The 20,623-nt window shown below is 37.5% G+C and carries 20 protein-coding genes; 11 read left to right on the top strand and 9 right to left on the bottom strand.

The features are described 5' to 3' along the window. Nucleotides 1–461: 461 nt before the first annotated feature. Nucleotides 462–2,438: a putative porin gene (locus MR054_RS15710; RefSeq protein WP_242158760.1), complete on the bottom strand. Its 1,977-nt coding sequence runs from the start codon at nt 2,436–2,438 to the stop codon at nt 462–464. Between the two features lie 472 nt (nt 2,439–2,910). On the opposite strand from MR054_RS15710, the gene MR054_RS15705 reads away from it, so the two are divergent. From MR054_RS15705 to ppk2, 5 genes are all read left to right on the top strand, one after another. Then, on the top strand, nt 2,911–3,519 hold the full coding sequence (locus tag MR054_RS15705) for a ribonuclease HII (protein ID WP_242158758.1): 609 nt from the start codon (nt 2,911–2,913) through the stop codon (nt 3,517–3,519). 184 nt (nt 3,520–3,703) lie between these two features. Continuing rightward, the gene (locus MR054_RS15700) at nt 3,704–6,136 is read left to right on the top strand and encodes a ribonuclease HII (RefSeq protein WP_242158757.1); all 2,433 of its coding nucleotides are present in this window, start codon (nt 3,704–3,706) and stop codon (nt 6,134–6,136) included. 345 nt (nt 6,137–6,481) lie between these two features. Continuing rightward, on the top strand, nt 6,482–6,820 hold the full coding sequence (locus MR054_RS15695) for a hypothetical protein (protein WP_242158756.1): 339 nt from the start codon (nt 6,482–6,484) through the stop codon (nt 6,818–6,820). Beyond that, nucleotides 6,751–7,674, top strand: coding sequence for a T9SS type A sorting domain-containing protein (locus MR054_RS16770; protein ID WP_242158755.1), 924 nt, complete (start codon nt 6,751–6,753; stop codon nt 7,672–7,674). The genes MR054_RS15695 and MR054_RS16770 overlap by 70 nt, the downstream gene beginning before the upstream one ends. Before the next feature lie 174 nt (nt 7,675–7,848). Next, nucleotides 7,849–8,649 carry a polyphosphate kinase 2 gene (ppk2, locus tag MR054_RS15685; protein WP_242158754.1) on the top strand — a complete coding sequence of 267 codons (801 nt, stop codon included), beginning with the start codon at nt 7,849–7,851 and terminating at the stop codon, nt 8,647–8,649. Here the strand turns inward: ppk2 and MR054_RS15680 are convergent. After that, a complete protein-coding gene (locus MR054_RS15680) occupies nt 8,646–9,329 on the bottom strand; it encodes a uracil-DNA glycosylase family protein (protein ID WP_242158753.1) in 684 nt (227 codons plus the stop codon). The genes ppk2 and MR054_RS15680 overlap by 4 nt on opposite strands. Before the next feature lie 59 nt (nt 9,330–9,388). On the opposite strand from MR054_RS15680, the gene MR054_RS15675 reads away from it, so the two are divergent. After that, nucleotides 9,389–9,523, top strand: coding sequence for a 30S ribosomal protein THX (locus tag MR054_RS15675; protein WP_242082276.1), 135 nt, complete (start codon nt 9,389–9,391; stop codon nt 9,521–9,523). A gap of 3 nt (nt 9,524–9,526) precedes the next feature. Here the strand turns inward: MR054_RS15675 and yaaA are convergent, their stop codons facing one another. Genes yaaA through MR054_RS15655 form a run of 4 tightly spaced genes read right to left on the bottom strand, consistent with a single transcriptional unit; the run spans nt 9,527 to nt 12,658 of the window. After that, nucleotides 9,527–10,285: a peroxide stress protein YaaA gene (gene yaaA, locus MR054_RS15670; protein ID WP_242158752.1), complete on the bottom strand. Its 759-nt coding sequence runs from the start codon at nt 10,283–10,285 to the stop codon at nt 9,527–9,529. A 21-nt stretch (nt 10,286–10,306) separates the two neighbouring features. Next, nucleotides 10,307–11,005 (bottom strand): VOC family protein, encoded by a 699-nt coding sequence (locus tag MR054_RS15665; RefSeq protein WP_242158751.1) that lies wholly within the window; start codon nt 11,003–11,005, stop codon nt 10,307–10,309. A gap of 59 nt (nt 11,006–11,064) precedes the next feature. Further along, nucleotides 11,065–12,102: an RluA family pseudouridine synthase gene (locus MR054_RS15660; protein WP_242158767.1), complete on the bottom strand. Its 1,038-nt coding sequence runs from the start codon at nt 12,100–12,102 to the stop codon at nt 11,065–11,067. Nucleotide 12,103: 1 nt separating this feature from the next. Continuing rightward, on the bottom strand, nt 12,104–12,658 hold the full coding sequence (locus MR054_RS15655) for a PASTA domain-containing protein (protein ID WP_242158750.1): 555 nt from the start codon (nt 12,656–12,658) through the stop codon (nt 12,104–12,106). Between the two features lie 127 nt (nt 12,659–12,785). Between MR054_RS15655 and MR054_RS15650 the strand changes: the two genes are divergently transcribed. Beyond that, nucleotides 12,786–13,769 carry a D-alanine--D-alanine ligase gene (locus MR054_RS15650; RefSeq protein WP_242158748.1) on the top strand — a complete coding sequence of 328 codons (984 nt, stop codon included), beginning with the start codon at nt 12,786–12,788 and terminating at the stop codon, nt 13,767–13,769. A 531-nt stretch (nt 13,770–14,300) separates the two neighbouring features. After that, nucleotides 14,301–14,756, top strand: a complete 456-nt coding sequence (gene coaD, locus MR054_RS15645) for a pantetheine-phosphate adenylyltransferase (RefSeq protein WP_242084437.1) — start codon at nt 14,301–14,303, stop codon at nt 14,754–14,756. A 37-nt stretch (nt 14,757–14,793) separates the two neighbouring features. Here coaD and MR054_RS15640 read toward each other — a convergent pair whose 3' ends face one another. Then, nucleotides 14,794–16,407, bottom strand: a complete 1,614-nt coding sequence (locus tag MR054_RS15640; RefSeq protein ID WP_242158746.1) for a SulP family inorganic anion transporter — start codon at nt 16,405–16,407, stop codon at nt 14,794–14,796. 83 nt (nt 16,408–16,490) lie between these two features. Next, entirely contained in the window at nt 16,491–16,874 is a 384-nt protein-coding gene (locus MR054_RS15635) for a DUF7793 family protein (RefSeq protein WP_242158745.1), read from the bottom strand. Nucleotides 16,875–17,097: 223 nt separating this feature from the next. On the opposite strand from MR054_RS15635, the gene MR054_RS15630 reads away from it, so the two are divergent. Beyond that, complete coding sequence (locus MR054_RS15630; protein ID WP_242158765.1) at nt 17,098–18,789, top strand: M14 family metallopeptidase; 1,692 nt, start codon at nt 17,098–17,100, stop codon at nt 18,787–18,789. Here the strand turns inward: MR054_RS15630 and MR054_RS15625 are convergent. Continuing rightward, nucleotides 18,786–19,367 (bottom strand): NUDIX hydrolase, encoded by a 582-nt coding sequence (locus MR054_RS15625; RefSeq protein ID WP_242158743.1) that lies wholly within the window; start codon nt 19,365–19,367, stop codon nt 18,786–18,788. The two genes, MR054_RS15630 and MR054_RS15625, sit on opposite strands and share 4 nt — an antisense overlap. A 129-nt stretch (nt 19,368–19,496) precedes the next feature. Here MR054_RS15625 and pyrE point away from each other — a divergent pair, with 129 nt between their 5' ends. Together pyrE and MR054_RS15615 are read left to right on the top strand one after the other, a co-directional pair. Beyond that, complete coding sequence (gene pyrE, locus MR054_RS15620; RefSeq protein WP_242082284.1) at nt 19,497–20,141, top strand: orotate phosphoribosyltransferase; 645 nt, start codon at nt 19,497–19,499, stop codon at nt 20,139–20,141. A 74-nt stretch (nt 20,142–20,215) separates the two neighbouring features. Beyond that, nucleotides 20,216–20,617, top strand: a complete 402-nt coding sequence (locus tag MR054_RS15615; RefSeq protein ID WP_242158741.1) for an SRPBCC family protein — start codon at nt 20,216–20,218, stop codon at nt 20,615–20,617. Nucleotides 20,618–20,623: the final 6 nt, after the last annotated feature.

Raw genomic sequence — 20,623 nt, 5'->3', positions numbered from 1 at the left:
CTTTGCTTCTTACTAAAAACGACTTTGTCGCTTTTGCGGGTGCAAATATAAAACCCTTTTTATTCCCCCACAATACTTTTTTCACTTTTTTTGAAAAAAAATCCGCCAGACCCGAAAACCCAACAAATCCAATACCCGAGGTATTTACATCTTAACCAAAACGTATCCGTTTTTGCGGCTGCAAACATACAACCCTTTTACCGCTTCACAAGACTTTTTTTGCCTTTTTTTTAAACCCTATTCTTAATAGCCTAGTAGAGCGTATTTTACATTCAAATTTTTTTTAAAAGCCTTTGTATTTTCTTCCAACAAAACAATCCCGTTCTGATACAATTTCTGCAATAAATAAAAAAGGAGGTCCCGGATGACCGCATTTGAAGTCAAGATCCGAGGATAGTCATTTTTAAGCTTCAGGGAGTAAACCGTTCCAAACAGGCCGCGCCCAATACCATAAAATTGATTTACAAAAAGAAATTCCATACTACGCCGAACCGCACAATAAAATCCCTGTATGGCGTATTCGGTGCTGCATAATAATTGTAGCCCGTAAAAGGCGCATTGAAATGCTCTGCCTTTAAAAAGATTCTGGTTTGTCGAATTTTTGCATTTACAAAAAAATCAAGTCGTGGAAAGCCTCCATATTCTTTGTCCCTTTGCACATAAAACTCTGCCAGTAATGGACTGTATGCATTCATATAGTATTTGGTAAAATAATTAAGCGTTAGTCCTGTTTGCAAATACATAGCCTTTTTAAACACATGACTGGAAAAATATAAAGTGTTTCGTGTAATAAATTGTGGCACATTAAACACCTCATTATCATTTTGCACGTTCTGATACAAAACAGTATTATGCAAAGCGAACTTACCAGCCCTTAACTCATTAACCCATTTAACTCTTAAGTAAGTAATGGATTCATTCGATTGAAACGGCTTAATGCTATTTGTCCCTTGATCTTCTCCAAAATAGACGTAGTCATTTAAGGTGGTATAATCCACCGTGATATCTGCAAAGTCCTTATATTTTACCTGGAAGGCCAGTTGCTGGGATTCTGTGTTATTAAAATGGTTTTCCCAATTGTAATGGACATATTTACTTTGGTAAAGCAATGTATTGTAATTAGGAACTTTCGAATTGTGATTAATGGAAGCTCTGGCAAAGACCTCTTCATTTAATTTAAATCCGACATGGGCATTTAAAAAATTGCCCTCGAATTCACCTGAGATATTTAACCCTAATTCGCCGTGCAGCTCCAATCCTTTAAATTGCTTATGATACTTACCTCCGGCCGACACAATATCTCCTTTTAATCGATTAGTGACATCAATCCCATTCTTTACATCCCGATAAAGTGAATTATAACCGTAATTATAATTATTATGATTAAGATTAAACTGTAAATCTCCCAAAAGATCATTACTATAACTTACATAGAACTGATTATAGAAATTTTCCAGAGTCACTTTGTCTTTTATCGAATTTTCTGAAGCTTGTCCAAAATACGCTGTGACTGCAGAGGTTTGACTAAATTCATAAAACTTATCCTTAAAGGACATGATATGCCCAATACTCATGTTGTTTTTTGATAAGGAATCTTTTTTACGAATTATAGAATAAGCATGTTCCACATGAAAACGTTTGCCTTTTAAAATACTTTCTGCATTTTCAAAATTAACTTCCAAAAGGGATCGATCTAAAAATTCCGCTATGCCACTTTCAAAATTTTCGACCATATCATCCCGTAATCCACCATTTTCCTGATTGAGCAGATCCTGCATGACAATATGGGCTCGAAAATGATATTGGTTGTTTTTAGTTGAATAATTTGTAGTGAATCTGAAATTCCCCGTACTGGTCAAGAGATGTTGATAATTCCCTAAGGACCTTAAACCCTTATACGCAATCGAAAAATTAAATCGAGGCGAGGTGTTTACCGTAAAGAAGGAATCGGCCAATTGTCCTTGCTCAAAGGCTGTTTTAAAAAATAGTTCCGTTAACGGTGTTGGTACTCTATAGTAATTGATATCCTCAATTTCCATATAATTAAAATGTCTCGCACGGGCACCAAAAACCGGCATTAAAGCAGTGCTTTGGAGGTTTTGAGTTAGGGTATTATAGGTTTGTCCCAAATTTGAAAACGGCATTAATCCGAAGTTATCCCTTCTTAAATAATTAAATTTATACTCCTTTTGAATGGTTAAAGTCGTATCGACATGTGTGGTGTCATTTAAATACGAAATGATAAGGTAGTCTTCTATTTTAGCATTTTCATTTTTGATGTTCTTTATCCCGGTGCTTTTTCTTTGTGCAGCGCTTAGTGTATCTTGTCTTCCAAAATTACCAATCCCGCTTTCCGGATTTAACCTCCGACCTTCCTGGGCAAAGACTCCCCCATACAGACACCATAAAACACCAATTAATACTACCTTATTCACCATAGGACTCTGTTAGTATTTTAGAAAGAATAAAACCCATATTTAGTATTTCTAATTTTTAAGGATCAACGACAAAACCAATCACAAATTTCAATCTTACCAATTTTTAGGAACAAAAGTAATTATTTGAACGATAAATGGCCTGAATTATTTTTAATAAAGAAAGCCAGCATGTCTATGCTGGCTTTCTTCTCTATATACCATCTTCAACTGATGATAATTCGAATATTTAATTTGAGTTAGTCGATTACAAACATCTAAATATTATCTTTAAATTCCAAAAAAAAACTTTAAAAAAGTACAGCTCATTTATTTTCCCGTTAAACATATAACAATTTTCCTTATGCTTTTTTATGTATTTTTTAATTATACAGCCCTATTTTAATGAATTACTAATGATAAGGTTCTCAAATATGAAAAATAAAATAATTTGTACCCTTTTAATTAAATTATAAACCTATAGATTTGTAATGTCATGAACGGTAAGTTATTAGCAAACTACTCGGGCAATCCTTTAGAATGTGGAACAGACGAGGCAGGTAGAGGCTGTCTGGCTGGTCCGGTAACAGCAGCTGCCGTGATTTTACCAAACCATTTCAAGAATACCCTTTTAAAGGATTCCAAACAACTTTCTGCAACGCATCGCTTTCAATTAAAACCGATTATTGAAGACGAATCTGTTAGTTATGGTATAAGCCACATCTTTCAAGAGGAAATTGACGTCATAAATGTGTTAAACGCCTCTATTTTGGGCATGCATAAAGCCATAGCGCAACTTAATCCAACACCGGGTTTTATAATTGTGGACGGCAATAGGTTTAAACCCTATAAGAACATTAATCATCAAACTATAATAAAAGGAGATTCCAAATTTTTGAGCATAGCTGCCGCATCTGTTTTAGCCAAAACCTACAGGGATTTGTATATGGAAACGATCCACGAAGAATTTCCAATGTACAATTGGAAACAAAACAAAGGTTACCCCACCAAGGAGCATCGCGAAGCGATAAAGAAATATGGCATCACCAAATACCATCGAAAATCGTTTAGGTTATTGCCTGAACAATTGAAATTTCAATTTTAGCAGGTTTTGTACCCCTGTAACTACAGTTCACTTTTTATAAATGACTATAATTTTGACGCATTAATTTATAAAATCTCATATCACTTTGGCCCACACTAGGCCCGTCCCTATCCTTTTTTTCATTTCGCTTTTATAAATGTTCTAATGAAAAAATTCATGTACTTTTGCAAAAACTAATTTATTTATGAGATTTTTTTGTTTTGTTATTTTAGCAACTACACTTTTAGGCTGTACCAATTCAAAAACAAACCCCTCAAAACTCCTTCATTATCTTCCTGAAAATGTTTCGGTGATTATAGAGACCCCATCTTTGGAAACCTTAAGAAGCAATTTAAAAAACAATGATTTGGTTAATCAATTTTCAAAGAATGGAATCTACAATGTAATTAGCTCCAAACTGGATTTTTGTGAATTATTAAACCCTAACGGTAAGATGCTGATTGGTTTGGGCTTGAATACTCAGGATACCCTGGAATTTTCAATCGTTACAAAATATCACAAAGACCTATTTCTTCGAGATTCTTTAGAGCACTATGCCGAAGAACAACAGGAATATCACGGTAAATCCGTTATTAAATCAACATTTAAAAATCAAATCGTATACAGTACTGTTATCGACAGTGTATTTTTAGCCTCTACTTCAATAAATTCACTGGATGATGCTTACCAAAATACCGCTCCGGAAAATGAATTAGAAAAAATATACCATACAACCAATGCCGACAAAACCTTATCGATGACGCTGAAGCCAGGCCATCCATTTATGAAATCTTTGTTTCTCAACGACTCTCTGTCCTACAATAGACTCACAGACTATACGGCATTAGACATGGATGTAAACCAAAATAAGTTGGTGTTTCACGGTATTACAAATGCCGCAGATTCTTCAAAAAAACTAATAAATGTATTTAAGTATACCGTCCCTCAGCAAAACCAGATGCAACACATTACACCGTCCAACAGTGATGGCTATATGAGTTTTACATTTGGAGACTACTATGTTTTTAAGGACAATTTAATTCGATATAACGGAAATGATTCCATAGCCAATACCACTAATTTATTTGAAAATATTATTGAAGTTGGTGTTATTTATGAAGGCCAAAATCAGGCTGTTGTTTTAAATGCCATGGATGTCATCGCAACAAACGACGCTTTATTGGCAGAACAAACTAAAATTGACCAATACCGACAAGTTGATATTTTTAGTTTTAGTCAGCCTCATTTATTTGCTGACACCTTTACCCCCTTTGTTACGCAAAACGGATTTATCACCTATTGTGTATTGGATTCATTTTTTGTGTTCGCCCAAACCATAGACATGCTTCAAAATATTATTGTAAACTATCAAAACAATACGACCCTAAGTAATTATGGTCCATTTATAGATACCCGGGACCAACTCAGCAGTGCCTCTTCTTTGATGCTGGTATGCAACGGCACGGCACTAAAAAAGATCATTTCGTCATCGTTCTCCGAAGCCCTTAATTTGGAGTTGGATGACTATAAAACCTCCGCCTTACAATTTGTGTACGACTCCAATTTTGCTCATGTTAATGGTATGATAGGTAAAAGCAAGGCCAAAGCTGTAGAACAATCTGTTAATGAAGAGTTTAGCATTACCCTGGATAGTGAATTACTCAATGCCCCTCAATTTGTAACCAATCACAGAACCGGACAAAAAGAAATTGTGGTTCAGGATGTTAGAAACTACTTGTATTTAATTTCAAATGAAGGCAAAATTCTTTGGAAAAAACAATTGCACGGCCCGGTTTTGGGTCGCATTGAACAAATCGACATTTACAAAAATGGCAGACTGCAATTGGTGTTTGTAACGCCTCACCGACTTTATGTTATGGATAGAAATGGTAAGGATGTCGCTCCATTTCCAGGCAGGTTCAATGACGACATCACGCAACCCCTATCCGTATTTGATTATGATAAAAACAAGAATTATCGGCTTCTGGTCACTCAGGGGGAAAATGTATTGATGTACAATACCCAGGCAAAAATGGTCTCGGGATTCACCTTTAAAAAAGCTAATGACGTAATTATTCATCAACCGCAACATTTTAGAATGGGTAATAAGGATTATCTCACTATTAAAACCAGGAACAAACTTCATATATTAAATCGTACCGGGAAAGATAGGGTGGTCCCAAAAACCAATAATACCTATTCTGAAGAGGCGATTTATTTGTACAAAAATAAGTTTACAACAACCTCGGATGACGGCAAACTTATAACCATAGATGTTAGAGGCAATACGGCCATTCAAGATTTAAAACTATCGGAACGCCATCATATTTATACCTCTTCTAAAACCTTAGTCACTCAAAACGACAACGAACTCTCTATTAGAGGTACGACCAGAGCACTGGATTATGGCAACTACTCGCCTCCAAAACTATTCTACATCTACGATAAAATTTATGTTACGCTTACCGATTTCCAATCACAAAAAGTGTATTTATTTGACAGTCAAAATGAACCTATACCCAATTTTCCGGTATACGGTAATTCGTTAATAGATTTGGATGATATTGACCGAGACAGAAAATTAGAATTTGTTACCCAAGGCGATAACAATACCATTATTTTGTATCAAATCAATTAATAGACGCCCTATTGCTCAAATACATTTGAACCTCATGCCGTGGCATGATGTCCTTTTTAATCCTTTTTAAATTTTCATTATTTAAGGCCAATCCTTTTGTTTAAATGGTATTTCGTAATACGTAAAATTCAATGTATATTTACATCTGTAGTATACACTATGCCTCATTAAAAATTTAAGTCCTCAAATCTCGGGCGTCAAAGCATTTGTTTTGGCGCTCATTTTTTAATTGTTACTTATATTATATACTCTGTTACATATGTAAAACGGGTTGATCTATTTAAAGTCTAAATCTAAACCATCCCATCTCCATAGCCTGAATCACTTATCCAAATAAAAGAGATTATGAAAATTTTTACTTCAGGCTTTTTGGTATTGGTCCTTGTGTGGACACCATTTGCTAACGCCCAATACGAAAATATCAGAATAGACCAGGAAGATTATTACCAAAAAGACCCGGCGTCGCCCAATAATGCTTCGGTTCTGGTGAATGTTTCCAGAAATGAATTATTTTACGACAATGGTGGCAATAAACACACACGAGTGGAAGGCTATTCAAAACCTATCGGAACTTCGGACTGGATGCCCTCTTTTCAAATTATAACACCTATAATGTGGACAACAATCTGGAAACTTCAGAATCCCAAATTTATGATGGCAGTCAATATCAGTCCTCCACATTAAGTGAATACTCCTACATAAATGGCAATATCAATGTGATAAATATAAGTCAATACCTAAACATGACATGGACGCCCTATAGTCGCAATGTTTACAGTTTTAATCCTGATAATACGATATCCGAGGTAAGAACAGACAATTGGAATACCATGACCAATGATTATGACTATTCGAGCTTAATTACGTACTCCTACACCAAGGGCCTGTTAACAGGATTTAATGCGTATACGTATAACGGGATGACCCCTGTGGATAATTACAGAGCGACTTACACATTGAATGGCTTTGATGAGATTGATTACATCCTGTTTGAAAAATATACCGGTAGTAATTGGGAGAACTGGAGACAAACACAATACAATTACTTTGCTGAGTTATTGTTGGATACCGAGGAAGAGTTTTGGGACAAAAGCCTTACGCCGGCAGCATGGGTAAAGTCCATCAAAACCTTTTATTCCTATACTACTATTGACGGTCAAACCGTTTATAATCAAATCCGCGGACAAGCTTGGGATAGAGACGAATCCAATGGAGGAGCCAACCCCTTTTGGTTTGATTCTTACAAGGTGGTATATCAATTGAGTTCCATTTTATCTACTCCCGAAGACACCGTTGAAAAAGGTATGGCCTACCCCAATCCGTTTAAAAGTGCCGTTACCATTTCATTGCCTCAACCCCTGGAGGCGGATGCCAAATTATATCTGTTGGACCCTCTTGGCAAAGAAGTCTCAACAGCACAATTAAAGGCCGGAAGAACGTCCATTTCCTTAAGCAATAGCCATTTGGCACAAGGTATTTATTTTATTAAAATTACCAATAGGAGTTACGATCAAACCATAAAGATTATCAAAGAATAACCTGGGACAGATAAACATGCTGTATAGTATGGCATTCTTAAAAATGGGCTTCTATGATTTCCATAAAAATGCATTATTATAAATTTTTTTACAATGCTGATAATTCATCGGTTTCTTGATTATTAACTAAAATATTATTCTGTTTGGTTTTGTTTTTTTATTAACTTGGTGGACATGAAATCCACGAATACCAGCCCATCCCATAAGGAAAACTTCAATTACGATAAAGAATTAGCAAAACTTCATGTCGAATTAGTCCATCTTCAAGAATGGGTTAAGCAACAGGGATTAAAGGTGGTTATCCTCTTTGAAGGGAGGGATGCTTCAGGTAAAGGTGGTACCATAAAGCGATTTACGGAACCCTTAAACCCAAGAGTGTGCAAAGTTGTAGCCTTAGGGGTCCCCACAGAAAAAGAAAGGACCCAATGGTATTTTCAAAGGTATGTTGAACATTTACCCCATAGCGGGCAAATTGTACTTTTTGATCGCAGTTGGTATAACAGAGCCGGAGTGGAAAAGGTTATGGGCTTTTGCACCGATGAGGAATACAGGGAGTTTTTACGCTCATGTCCCGAATTTGAACGTATGTTGGTGAGATCTGGCATTATTCTTTTAAAATATTGGTTTTCCGTTAGTGACGAGGAACAGGAAAAACGATTTAAAAATCGGATTAAAAATCCTTTGAAACGTTGGAAATTCAGTGAAATGGATTTGGAATCACGGTCCAGATGGTTAGAGTATTCTAAAGCCAAAGATGCCATGTTCGCGCATACGGATACCAAGCAAGTTCCCTGGTATGTGGTGAATTCAGACAATAAGAAAAAAGCGCGTTTAAATTGTATAAGTCATGTATTGAGCAAGATCCCCTATAATAAAATGAAGATTGAGCCCATAGAATTACCCGATTTGCCCGATAATCAAGCCTATGTTCGTCCTCCAATGGATTATCAAACCTTTATTCCGGAAAAGTATTAAAAAAAATTCCGATACTGCATCACTCTAAAATCAAAAGTATTGAAATCCGGGTGTTTTGCTTTCAATTGTTTGTACAATGGTAGACTACCAATAGCACGATTGGCACTTCCCGAGGCTGAGGTTAAAGAGACGGTTCTAATTTCTCTCTGAAATGCTGTCTCCCGACCTTTGGATTCGACTGGTAAATAAAATTTATGTATTCTGGGTATGTCGTCTGAAACCAACTCTAATGGTAGGTGGTATGCCTTAATATGTTTTCTAAAAAAATATTCCGGCCCATTTTTACTATTCCCTCCGGTAAACAGAAGGGTCTCAATGGAAGGGTACTGTTTTATATAACCTATGAGATCGCGTAATTTAACATTTTGCATTCCAAAGTCGGAAGCGTCTATCTTTTCCCGCTCACAGCGCTCAACGATATCGCACACTCCTATGTTATGTTCCATTAAGAACTGTTTACGCTCATCTATAGCTTCCTGCGAATTATCATAACGCAATGTCAAGCCGTAAATGACATCCAAATAAAGCCATAAGGAATTGTAATAACTGCCGTAACAAAAATCGACATCCTTGTCAAGAAGTTCACCGGTGGAAAATCGTGGTGGTGGTAATGTCCCGACGATTAACTTTTTGGTATCAGACCTTATAAAGGGAGGGTATGGATGCCGATGAATAAACATTGATTTTGACTTTTTTAATAAAATTTCTTATCTTATTGAGAACTAAAATATGAGAATTTATGGGAAAAGGAGATAAAAAAACAAAACGCGGGAAAATTCATCGAGGTACATTTGGCGTAAGACGGCCAAGAATCAAGAAAAAACCTTCTGTTGAAACTAAAATTAATGTGGGGTCTAAAGCGCAGGCCAAATAGAATTTACCTTATGAAAACCAATTCTGTATCACTTGACAGTGGTTCGCTGAAGTGGTACCCCTCATAATTAAAGCCTTTAACATCATCCAGGGTATTGGCATTGGTATCTACAATATAACGCGCCATGTACCCCCGAGCTAATTTAGCGTAGGTCATAATGGTCTTGTATTCTCCATTTTTAAAGTCCTTAAAGTGGGGGGTAACTACAGGCACTTTTAAGGCTTTTGTATCTATGGCTTTGAAATACTCATTACTGGCCAAATTTAAAAATAATTCACCATCATGCAGTTCATCATTCAAGGCCTTAACGACATCTTTTTTCCAAAAGTCGTATAAGTTTTTATATTTTCCGACAGGCATTTTCGTTCCCATTTCCAGGCGATAGGGTTGTATGAGATCGCTTGGTCTTAACAGTCCATAAAGTCCTGATAAAATACGCACTTTATCTTGCAATACCTCCATTTTATCTTCAGGAATAGTGTAGGCATCCAATCCGCGGTAAACGTCTCCACTAAAGGCGTAAATTGCCGGTCTGGCATTAGCACTGGAGAACGGCAATTCCCAAGATTGATTGCGCTCGTAATTCAACTGTCCTAAAGCATCTGAAATACTCATAAGTTTCGACAAACTTTTGGCCGATTTTTTCCGAAGTACTTTATTTAATCGTTCGGATTGCTTTAAAAAACGGGGCTGTGAAGAGGTATCTGTTGGTAATTGACTTTCAAAATCCAATGATTTGGCCGGTGATAATACTAATTTCATAAATTTTCTCTTTTAACTAAACTACAATAATTCTTTTATATGTCCTTCTTCAAAACAAAAGTTATAATCGCCTTTAATTATAAAATCCGAAGTACGAGCTTCCTCTTGGGTAGGGTACCATTTTTTTTGAGATTTATTGATGATAATAAACAACCCTTCCGCATTGCCCAGAGCACAAAATCGATGCAAATTTCCACTGTAAATCGGGATGTCTCTCATATCTTTAATGGATTGGTAAATGGGTTCTATTCGGTTTGTAACCATCCCAATTTCACTAATGGATAGGATACTTTTTGAAGAAAAGGAATCTTCACTAATCACATTTAAGTCCTTTCTTGCTATAAATTCCATGATATTATTATCGGCATCATAAAAATAAATGGCCTGAGCATTCCAACTTTCAAAATTCGAAATCAATTTTTTGTCATAAGGCAAAATAACCACCTTTTTTTGAAGCCATTCCAATGCCTGAGTAATGGCATTCGACGGAATATTAAAGGCTACATGGGCCGCATTAAAATATGCTTTGTACTGAAAGGATAAAATGCTGTTTCCCACATTAAAATCGATCCTGTCATTGGAGCTAAAAACCAATTCAAAATCCAAAATATCCGCGTAAAATTGCTTTTGCCGCTGTATGTTATTGGTGTATAATATGATTTGTTTAATAAGCATACCCAAAAATAACAGGAAATTAAAGGATATCGCTATGGTTGGCAATGAAATATTCTATATTAAAATAGGATGTCCTTATTCAGGCTTAACCACAATAATCCAAATCATTCATTGTCCTGATGTCTGGCATATCCGCGCCATTTATCAATACACTGTTGCATATCGTCTGGAAGAGGTGCTTCAAACCTAAGAAATTGACCGGATTTTGGGTGTTTAAATCCTAAAGTTTTCGCATGAAGGGCTTGTCTTGGCAGGATTTTAAAACAATTCTCCACAAACTGCTTGTATTTCGTAAAGGTTGTGCCTTTTATGATCCGATCACCACCATAACGTTCATCATTAAACAAGGTGTGTCCCATATGCTTCATATGCACTCGAATCTGGTGGGTGCGACCAGTTTCTAATTTACAGGATACCAGAGTAACATAACCAAAACGCTCTAAAACTTGATAATGCGTGATGGCAGGCTTGCCTTTGTCTGCTTCGTCTCCGATATAAACTGTGTTTTGTAATCTGTTTTTGGGATGTCTTCCAATGTTACCTTCAATGGTCCCTGTATCGGATTCAACATTTCCCCAAACCAAGGCCAGATATTCACGTTCACTGGTTTTCTCGGCAAATTGCAAGGATAACTCATTCATGGCCCTTTCGGTCTTGGCCACCACCAAAAGACCGCTCGTATCTTTATCAATTCTATGGACTAAACCAGGACGTTCACTGGAATTGTTTGGCAGGTTGTCAAACCGGTAAATCAAAGCATTAATTAAGGTTCCCGAGTAATTTCCATGTCCGGGATGAACCACCATACCGGCAGGTTTGTTAACCACCAAAAGCTCCTCATCCTCATAAACCACATCAATGGAAATATCTTCACCAACCAATAAATGCTCATGAGGTGGATGGGTAAACAGGACGCGAATACGATCGTCAGGCTTTACTTTGTAATTGGATTTTACGGGAATGCCATTCACCACAATACTCCCATTTTTAGCAGCGGCTTGAATTTTATTTCGCGTGGCATTTTCAACAAAATTCATTAAATATTTATCGATGCGTAACGGGGATTGTCCCTTATCTACCTTAAAAGCGTAATGCTCATAAAGCTGATCATCATCCGGAAGCTGAAGGGTGTCATCGTCCATATTAAGGCCTGTTACCATTGCCCAGTACGATATCGATAACTGAGGTCTTGGGTAATTTATCTCCGGGATTTATGGGTTCCCCCTGATATTTCAAACCAATAACAATATCCTTGCCTATATTATCCACATAGGTTAATGTTCCAATTCTAAACTCCAAAGCCTCCAAAGTACTTTTGGCCAATCGGAAGGTTTTATCTTCCAAATTCGGCACTAAGATGTTTCGATATCCGGAAGGATTCAGGGTGAGATAAATTTTTCTGTTTTCCTTAACCTTAGATCCCGGTTTAGGATCCTGGTCAATAACCGAAAACTTTGGATAGTCCGGGTTAAAATTCGAAGAATCCTGAATTTGCATGACTAAATTATTGTCTTTTAATTCTAATTCTGCCATATTAATAGATTTGCCCGTTAAGTTTGGCACCGTCTCAAAATCACCGTGATTGGTGGAAATTTTAAGCCATTTCAGCGCCATAAAACTGAGTACTCCAATGGCAACAACCGCTAATAGAATTTGTTTTACGAAGACTTTGCTGGTCAGGAATTTTATAATGTTCATAAAGTAGATTTACATTCAAACAAAGATATAAAAACAGAACTGTTTTTTGTTTTGCAATTTATATGATATTTTAGCTAAACTTATATTAGATACGTTTTATTGTCGGTTTTAGACTGAACTTTACGGTATGAAAAAAAACATCGCCATCATCATGGGAGGATATTCCAGTGAATATCAAATTTCCCTTAAAAGCGGTAACGTCGTTTTTGAAACGCTCAACCCCTTAAAATATGCTCCTTATCGCATTCATATCTTTCAGGACAAATGGGTTTATGTTGACGACAATGACAATGAATTTCCTATTGATAGACATGATTTTTCGGTTAGGGTTCATGGCGAAAAGGTTACCTTCGATTGCGTTTTTAATGCCATTCATGGTTCTCCGGGTGAGGATGGTTTTATACAAGCCTATTTTCAGCTTTTAAATATACCTCATACCAGTTGCAGTATGTACCAAGCCTCCTTGACGTTTAATAAACGCGACTGTTTGAGTGTGTTAAAACCCTACGGTATTAAGACGGCAACCTCCTATTATTTAAATTTGGGTGATGCGGTCGATGAGGTCGGTATTATCGAAAAAGTGGGCTTACCCTGCTTTGTGAAAGCCAATAAAGCGGGCAGTAGTTATGGAGTGAGTAAAGTTTATCGTAAATCCGATTTACAAAGCGCCATTGACGTCGCTTTTAAGGAAGATGATGAGATAATAATTGAATCTTTTTTAGATGGCACGGAAGTTTCGGTTGGCGTCATAACGTATCATGGTGAAACTAAAGTATTGCCGATTACCGAAATTGTCTCGGACAACGATTTTTTCGATTACGAAGCAAAATACTTGGGTGAATCCCAAGAAATTACACCTGCACGTTTAACCAAAGTTGAAGAAAATAAGGTTCATGCTGTTGCTAAACTGGTTTATGATACCTTGAAGTTGTCCGGTTTTAGCCGTAGTGAGTACATTTTTAAAAATGGGGAACCTCACCTATTGGAAGTGAATACCGTACCGGGATTAACCAAGGAAAGCATCCTGCCCCAGCAGGCCATGGCTGCAGGGATTACTCTTGAAGCGCTTTTCGAAAATGCCATTGAAGAAGCCCTGAAAAATCAGTCTTGATGCTTCTGTCACCTGCAGGTAACACAGCGTAGCCGTCACCCCTATGAAAAATACCGATAGCCCTAAACATTACTTCCAAAAAATTAGTGTTTTTACAGGAGTATGAAGCGGTCCGTGGGAAAAGGATTAGGCACAACTTGAGCCATAACCGATTATCCTTTTGGGATCGCGTAACCATGGCCCATTCAAATTCACAGGAGTTTTTTCAAAATTTACAGGAGTTTTTTGAAAATTCACAGGAGTTTTTTCAATACGGATGCTTATAAAATTACAGAAATGACGGCATTGCTTTACAATGCCCTGCTTAGTTAAATTTACAGCTCTAGGGTATTAGGGTCCGCCAAAGGGTTACCCCTATAAACGGTCTCTTTAAAGTTGCCTCAAGGTGACATTTTACATTGACTTCGAAGTTGAGAGGGGTTTTGGATCGTAATAGCTTGAGAAGCGGGAAACTAAATTTGGTTAAAGGATTAACTCATTGTATATTTATCCACATAATTACATGCCCCGATGGGCACATCAAGAGAGCTAATGAAACGCGCGCTATTTCCGGGATCTTTCGACCCGCTAACTTTGGGACACTACGATATAATAAAACGTGGCCTCACCGTTTTTGATGAAATTATTGTAGCTATTGGGATCAATGCGAGTAAATCCTACATGTTCTCCCTTGAGGAACGACAAGGTTTTATTGAAAAGGCTTTTGCTGATGAACCCCATATTAAAGTGATGACCTATACCGGACTCACGGTAGACTTCTGTAAAAGTATTGGTGTCGCATTTATTTTACGTGGATTACGTAATCCCGCTGACTTTGAATTTGAAAAAGCCATTGCGCATACCAACCGTGATCTTGCTCCAATTGAAACTGTATTTCTACTTACCTCAGCACAAACCTCTTATATTTCTTCTTCCATTGTTCGGGATGTCATTAAAAACAATGGCGACTATACGAAACTGGTTCCTAACAGTGTTCGCGTGCAATAGATTTTTAAAACAGGCGTTTTCAATTTTTTTTGGAATACTATAACTTATACTCCGCCAACCCCTTGGTAAAGGCTTCCGGATCTTCGGCCAAATAGTAACGGGGATCGTCGATGGCTTCAACAATTACTTCCCTGAATTTAGGACTCGATTTATAGAGCAATACTTTACAGTCCTCACTTAAATGGGTTAACTTTATTTGCTTACCCGCTTCTTCGTATTTATGGACCAAATTAAATATGGCTTCAATGGCAGAATGGTCACTCACCCTGGATTCGATAAAATCGACTTCAACCTTATCGGGATCATTCTTAACATCAAACTTTTCGTTAAAGGCAATAATAGACCCAAAAAACAAGGGACCCCATATTTCATATACTTTGGTACCATCTTCTTTCATGCGTTTACGGGCACGAATACGTTTAGCATTTTCCCAGGAAAAGACCAAAGCACTTATAATGACACCGGCAATAACGGCAATGGCCAAATCGAAAATTACCGTTAAGGACGATACCGCAACCAAAACAATAACATCGCTCAGAGGGATCTTATTTAAAATCCTAAAACTACTCCAGGCAAAGGTTCCTATAACCACCATAAACATAACGCCTACCAATGCCGCAATAGGAATTTGTTCAATATAAGGTGCGGCAAATAGAATAAACATCAGCAACAGTAACGCCGCTACAATGCCTGAAAGTCTGGTTCTTCCACCCGATTTGATATTGATTAAGGATTGTCCGATCATGGCACAACCTCCCATACCACCAAAAAAACCGGTTATTATGTTAGCGCCTCCCTGAGCCATACATTCCCGATTGGCATTCCCTCTGGTTTCGGTGAGTTCGTCAATTAAGTTGAGCGTCATTAAAGACTCTATCAATCCAATGGCGGCCAATATTAAGGCATAAGGTGCAATAAACGTAAAGGTTTGCCAATTGAGTGGTACTTTATTGAACATATCAAGCTGGAACTGTGGTAATCCGCCTCTCAGACCTTCTCCCCCGCCGTCCCTTATAAAACTTCCTACAGTAGGAACATCGAGCTTTCCAAATATCACAATAGCCGATACTACCAAAATACCGATTAAGGCCTCCGGTAATTTTTTGGTTAATTTGGGTAACCCATACATAATGCCCATGGTAAGGGCAACCAATGCCACCATAACCCATAATTGACTTGCCTGAAACCAGTTGCCGCTGGCATCTTTAAACATGCCTAACTGGGATAAAAATATAACAATGGCCAGTCCGTTTACAAAACCCATCATGACGGGATGGGGTATTAATCTCACAAACTTACCAAGCTTCAGGATGCCCGCCAACATTTGGATGATTCCCATCACAATAACGGTTATAAACAAATAATATAGACCGAGGTTTTCACCATCTGCTCCCATGGTATTACCCTCTGCCACAAGACTTACCATAACCACAGCCAAAGCACCGGTAGCACCGCTAATCATGCCGGGACGACCCCCAAATACAGAAGTCACCAATCCTACCATAAATGCCGCATACAAACCAACCAATGGATCTACACCAGCGACAAAGGCAAATGCCACTGCTTCAGGAACGAGAGCCAAGGCCACCGTCACTCCACTTAAAATATCGTCTTTCGCATTGGCCGCGCGTTTTCTAATGAATTCTGTCATAATGGTAGATTTAAAAAGCGGCAAATTTAAGGTTAATATATAGAAGCACAAACCTTAAGCTAACGTAATTTGCAACAGATCAACTAAATCGTTTGAATACGCTGCTGTGAATATAGCCAATCCAATGCCTCCTCCTTAGCGGTAAACACTTTGATCCTGGACCTTTCATTTTCATTGATACTAATTAATGTGTTAACAGCCATTTCGGCGCCAGGGGTGCGTATTACAATAGCAATGGATTTAATTTCTTTTAGATTACCGATATGCTTTTGGGCTTCAAAAGTATAACTGTAGGCGTGCTTTTTATTGATTAATAAAGAAAAAGGAGGTTCTAAGGTATTACGCAAAAAATCATGATATTCGTCCATCATGACTTCATCGATAAGCACATCCTCATCAACAATGACTTCAGCCATGTTTGAATGAAACACCTTAATTTCGCCAAAGGATAATCTATAACTCTCCATGGTATCAATATTATTGAGAGAATTATAAATTCATTGTGCCAAATTACGGTTATCCCCGATAGCAAATTACAATGGATTAAAGTTAAAACATTTTTTATAAATTTCAACAAAATCCCACAGAAGTAAATTTTAAACCCATGAAAACAAATTTATAATGTTCAAAACCCGATTTGGTTTTACTCAAACCGCAACAACAAGTTTCCTCGCTCTGGCCTCATTTTGCATGCTATCCGCACAATCCCGGCTTTTCGAAACCCAATTCGAACGTTCTGATGGCTTAGAGACTGCGACTTACCGGGAAGCGATTACTTTCTATAAAAATTTAGCCAAGGCCTATCCCGAAATTTCAATTGACAGTATTGGGGAAACCGATTCCGGTGAGCCTCTGCATTTTGTCACCTTAAACGGAGATATGGATTTTAACTTTTCTAATATTCGAACCCATAAGAGGTTACTTCTAATTAATAATGGAATTCATCCTGGAGAATCAGATGGTATCGATGCTACCATGATGTTATTTCGCGACTTTGTTCAAGGCAAAATCTCAATACCCAAACACACCGTTGTCGTTACCATCCCAATTTATAATGTCGGTGGCAGCTTGAACCGAAATTCTACCTCTCGTACCAATCAAAACGGTCCAAAAGCCTATGGTTTTAGGGGCAATGCAAGACACTATGATTTGAATCGTGATTTTATAAAGTGTGATACCAAAAACGCACAAGCCTTTACCGAACTCTACCATTTAATAAAGCCCGATGTGTTTATTGATACCCATGTTAGCAATGGTGCCGATTATCAATACACGCTTACCCATTTATTTACACAGCACAATAAAATTGGTGGCGAATTAGGCCATTATATGCATACTAGAATCATGCCCAAACTAGTAGAAAAGCTCATTAAAAAACAGTGGGATATTACACCCTATGTCAATGTTTTTAATGAATCTCCCGATAAGGGTTTTTCACAATTTTTAGATTATCCTCGCTATTCCACAGGGTATACCACCCTATTCAACACCTTGGGAATGATGGTGGAGACCCACATGCTAAAGCCCTATAAACAACGTGTTACAGGTACATACGAGCTAATTAAAAGTATGATTGAAATCACCGAGGAAGAGGGCCAAACGATATCAGCATTACGAAAACAGGCCCTCCAAAACTTTAAAAAAGGGAATGCCTATCCTTTAGATTGGGAACTTGATACCGCAACAACTACCCCTCTTAACTTTAAAGGGTATGAAGCCGAACGAATTAAAAGTGCTGTTACAGGACAGACACGACTCAAATACCATCGGGAACGCCCCTACATAAAAACCATATCCTATCAAAACTACTATGCCCCAAGGTTAGAAATACCTATTCCTTCAGCTTATGTCATACCTCAAGCCTGGCAAAAGGTTATAAACCTTTTAAAACTGAACCAGATTGAGATGACAATCTTAGAACAAGATACCGTCATGCCAATTGAAGCCTACAAAATCAAAGATTTTGAAACTGTACTTACGCCATTTGAGGGGCATTATCTCCATTTTAATACCAGTACAATACCAAGTTCAAGGGTACAATCCTTTAGAACAGGCGACGTTATAGTTCACACGAATCAACCGGGAATAAGATATATTATGGAAACTTTAGAACCCATGGCTCCCGATTCTTTTTTCAACTGGAATTTCTTTGATACTATTTTACAACAGAAAGAACATTTTTCGCCATATGTCTGGGAAGACAAAGCCTTAGCGTTATTGAACCATAACGGTGCACTGAAAAGGGCATTTGAAGAAAAAAAATTACATGACAAATCATTTTCAGAGCAGGGGTATGCCCAACTCGATTGGTTACACAAACAAAGCGAACATTATGAAAAAGAGCATATGGAGTATCCCATTTACCGCATCGTAATCCCCTAAACTAACAGTTTAATATTGGCATAGGAGTTATTCATCGCATCATTGATTTGTGCATGATTTAACCACTCCACCCTGGTAATACCCTCATTTTCCTGGGCCACCAAATGACCAGAAAAGCTGGTCTTCATTTCAAACCAATAGGTAATCTTTATTTTGTACCGGCCGTTCCTTTTAAAGATATGATACGTCGTTTCAAGCGGCTTTACAATCTCTAATCCGCCTACTCCGGTTTCTTCGGCGACTTCACGCAATGCGGTACGTTCTATACTTTCATTGCCCTCTATCTTACCTTTGGGCAAATCCCATTTATCATTACGGTAAATAAACAATATCTTACCATTATCATGATAGACCTTACCACCACCGGCAATAACATTTGGTAATTTTTTCAAAAACTTTTTAAGTAATTTTTCTTTTTTATGATGGATCAGGTGAACTTCCTTTATTTCCGTTTTATTAAGTTCTTTTATTACCTTTCCTATATGGACACTGTCCAACAAATAGTTTTTAAATCCACGCTCCAATACCACTTTATCTGTTAAAACGATAGGTTTATCTCCAACAAAAACTTGATACATTATAAATGTCTTCGGTTAGGTTTTGGTAAAAATATCATTTTTCAACACAAATTAAACATTGTTAAAAAAAATATTTTAATTCGAGTATCAGATAAACATAAAATTAAATTAATGTTTAATTTTGCCTTTATGATTTTCAATAAACACACCGCAAGAAAAACGGCAGAGGTCTTATTACAGGTCAATGCCATAAAACTGAGTCCCAAAAAACCTTTTACATGGGCGTCCGGATGGAAATCCCCAATTTATTGTGATAACCGCATTGTTTTGTCCTTTCCACCTATCCGCAATTATATCCGCGAGGCCATGGGAAAACAAATTGAAAAACAATATGGGAAACCCGATGCCATTGCAGGTGTGGCCACAGGAGCCATTGGCATAGGAATTCTGGTGGCGGAGTATTTGGGATTGCCCTTTATTTATGTTAGACCGGATGCCAAAGGACATGGTAGAAAAAATCAAATTGAAGGGTTTATAGAAAGGGGTCAAAAAGTGGTGGTCGTTGAAGATTTGATCAGTACGGGAAAAAGCAGTTTAAACGCGGTTAAGGCCTTAAGGGATGCCGGAGTTATCGTAAAAGGTATGGTTGCTATTTTTACCTATGGTTTTGAGGTGGCGACCGAAAATTTTGCTAAAGCCGATGTGAAGCTGCAGACTTTAGGGAATTACGACAGTTTATTAGAACAGGCCGTGGATACGAATTACATTTCAGAAAAAGAGCTGAAAACCTTATCAGAGTGGAATTCCAATCCCGGTGCGTGGCGTCCCAGCTAATGCTGATCATAGTCACAGTCTTATCGCTATTATGATTGCGCTGGACCATTAACCAGAATAACAAGAAGAACACTATGAATTTAGAATCCCCCAATATAACGGTTAACAAGTCGGCAACCGACGTTTTTAATTTTTTATCCAATCTCAAAAACTTTGAAGATTTAATGCCGGAGAACATAAGCAAATTTGAAATCCTGGAAGAGGATAAATTTTTGTTTGCCTTAAAAGGTATGCCGGAAATCATTTTAAAAAAGAAAGAGGTCAATCCTCCCAACACCATAGTTTTGGGGGCTGCCGGAGGTAAAATAGATTTTTCACTTACCGGGGAAATCAATGAAATTGATGCCACCACGAGCGAAGTTCAATTAAAGTTTAATGGCGATTTTAACCCCATGATGGCCATGATGATAAAAGGTCCCATAACCAAGTTTATAGAAACCCTTGTGACTAAAATTCCAAATGCCATCTCAGCCTAAAGGCTG

The organism is Aestuariivivens sediminis (genome assembly GCF_022662105.1).
Taxonomy (GTDB): Bacteria; Bacteroidota; Bacteroidia; order Flavobacteriales; family Flavobacteriaceae; genus Aestuariivivens; species Aestuariivivens sediminis.
Note: the sequence above shows the minus strand (reverse complement) of the source record. Positions and strands in the feature narration are given on the sequence as shown.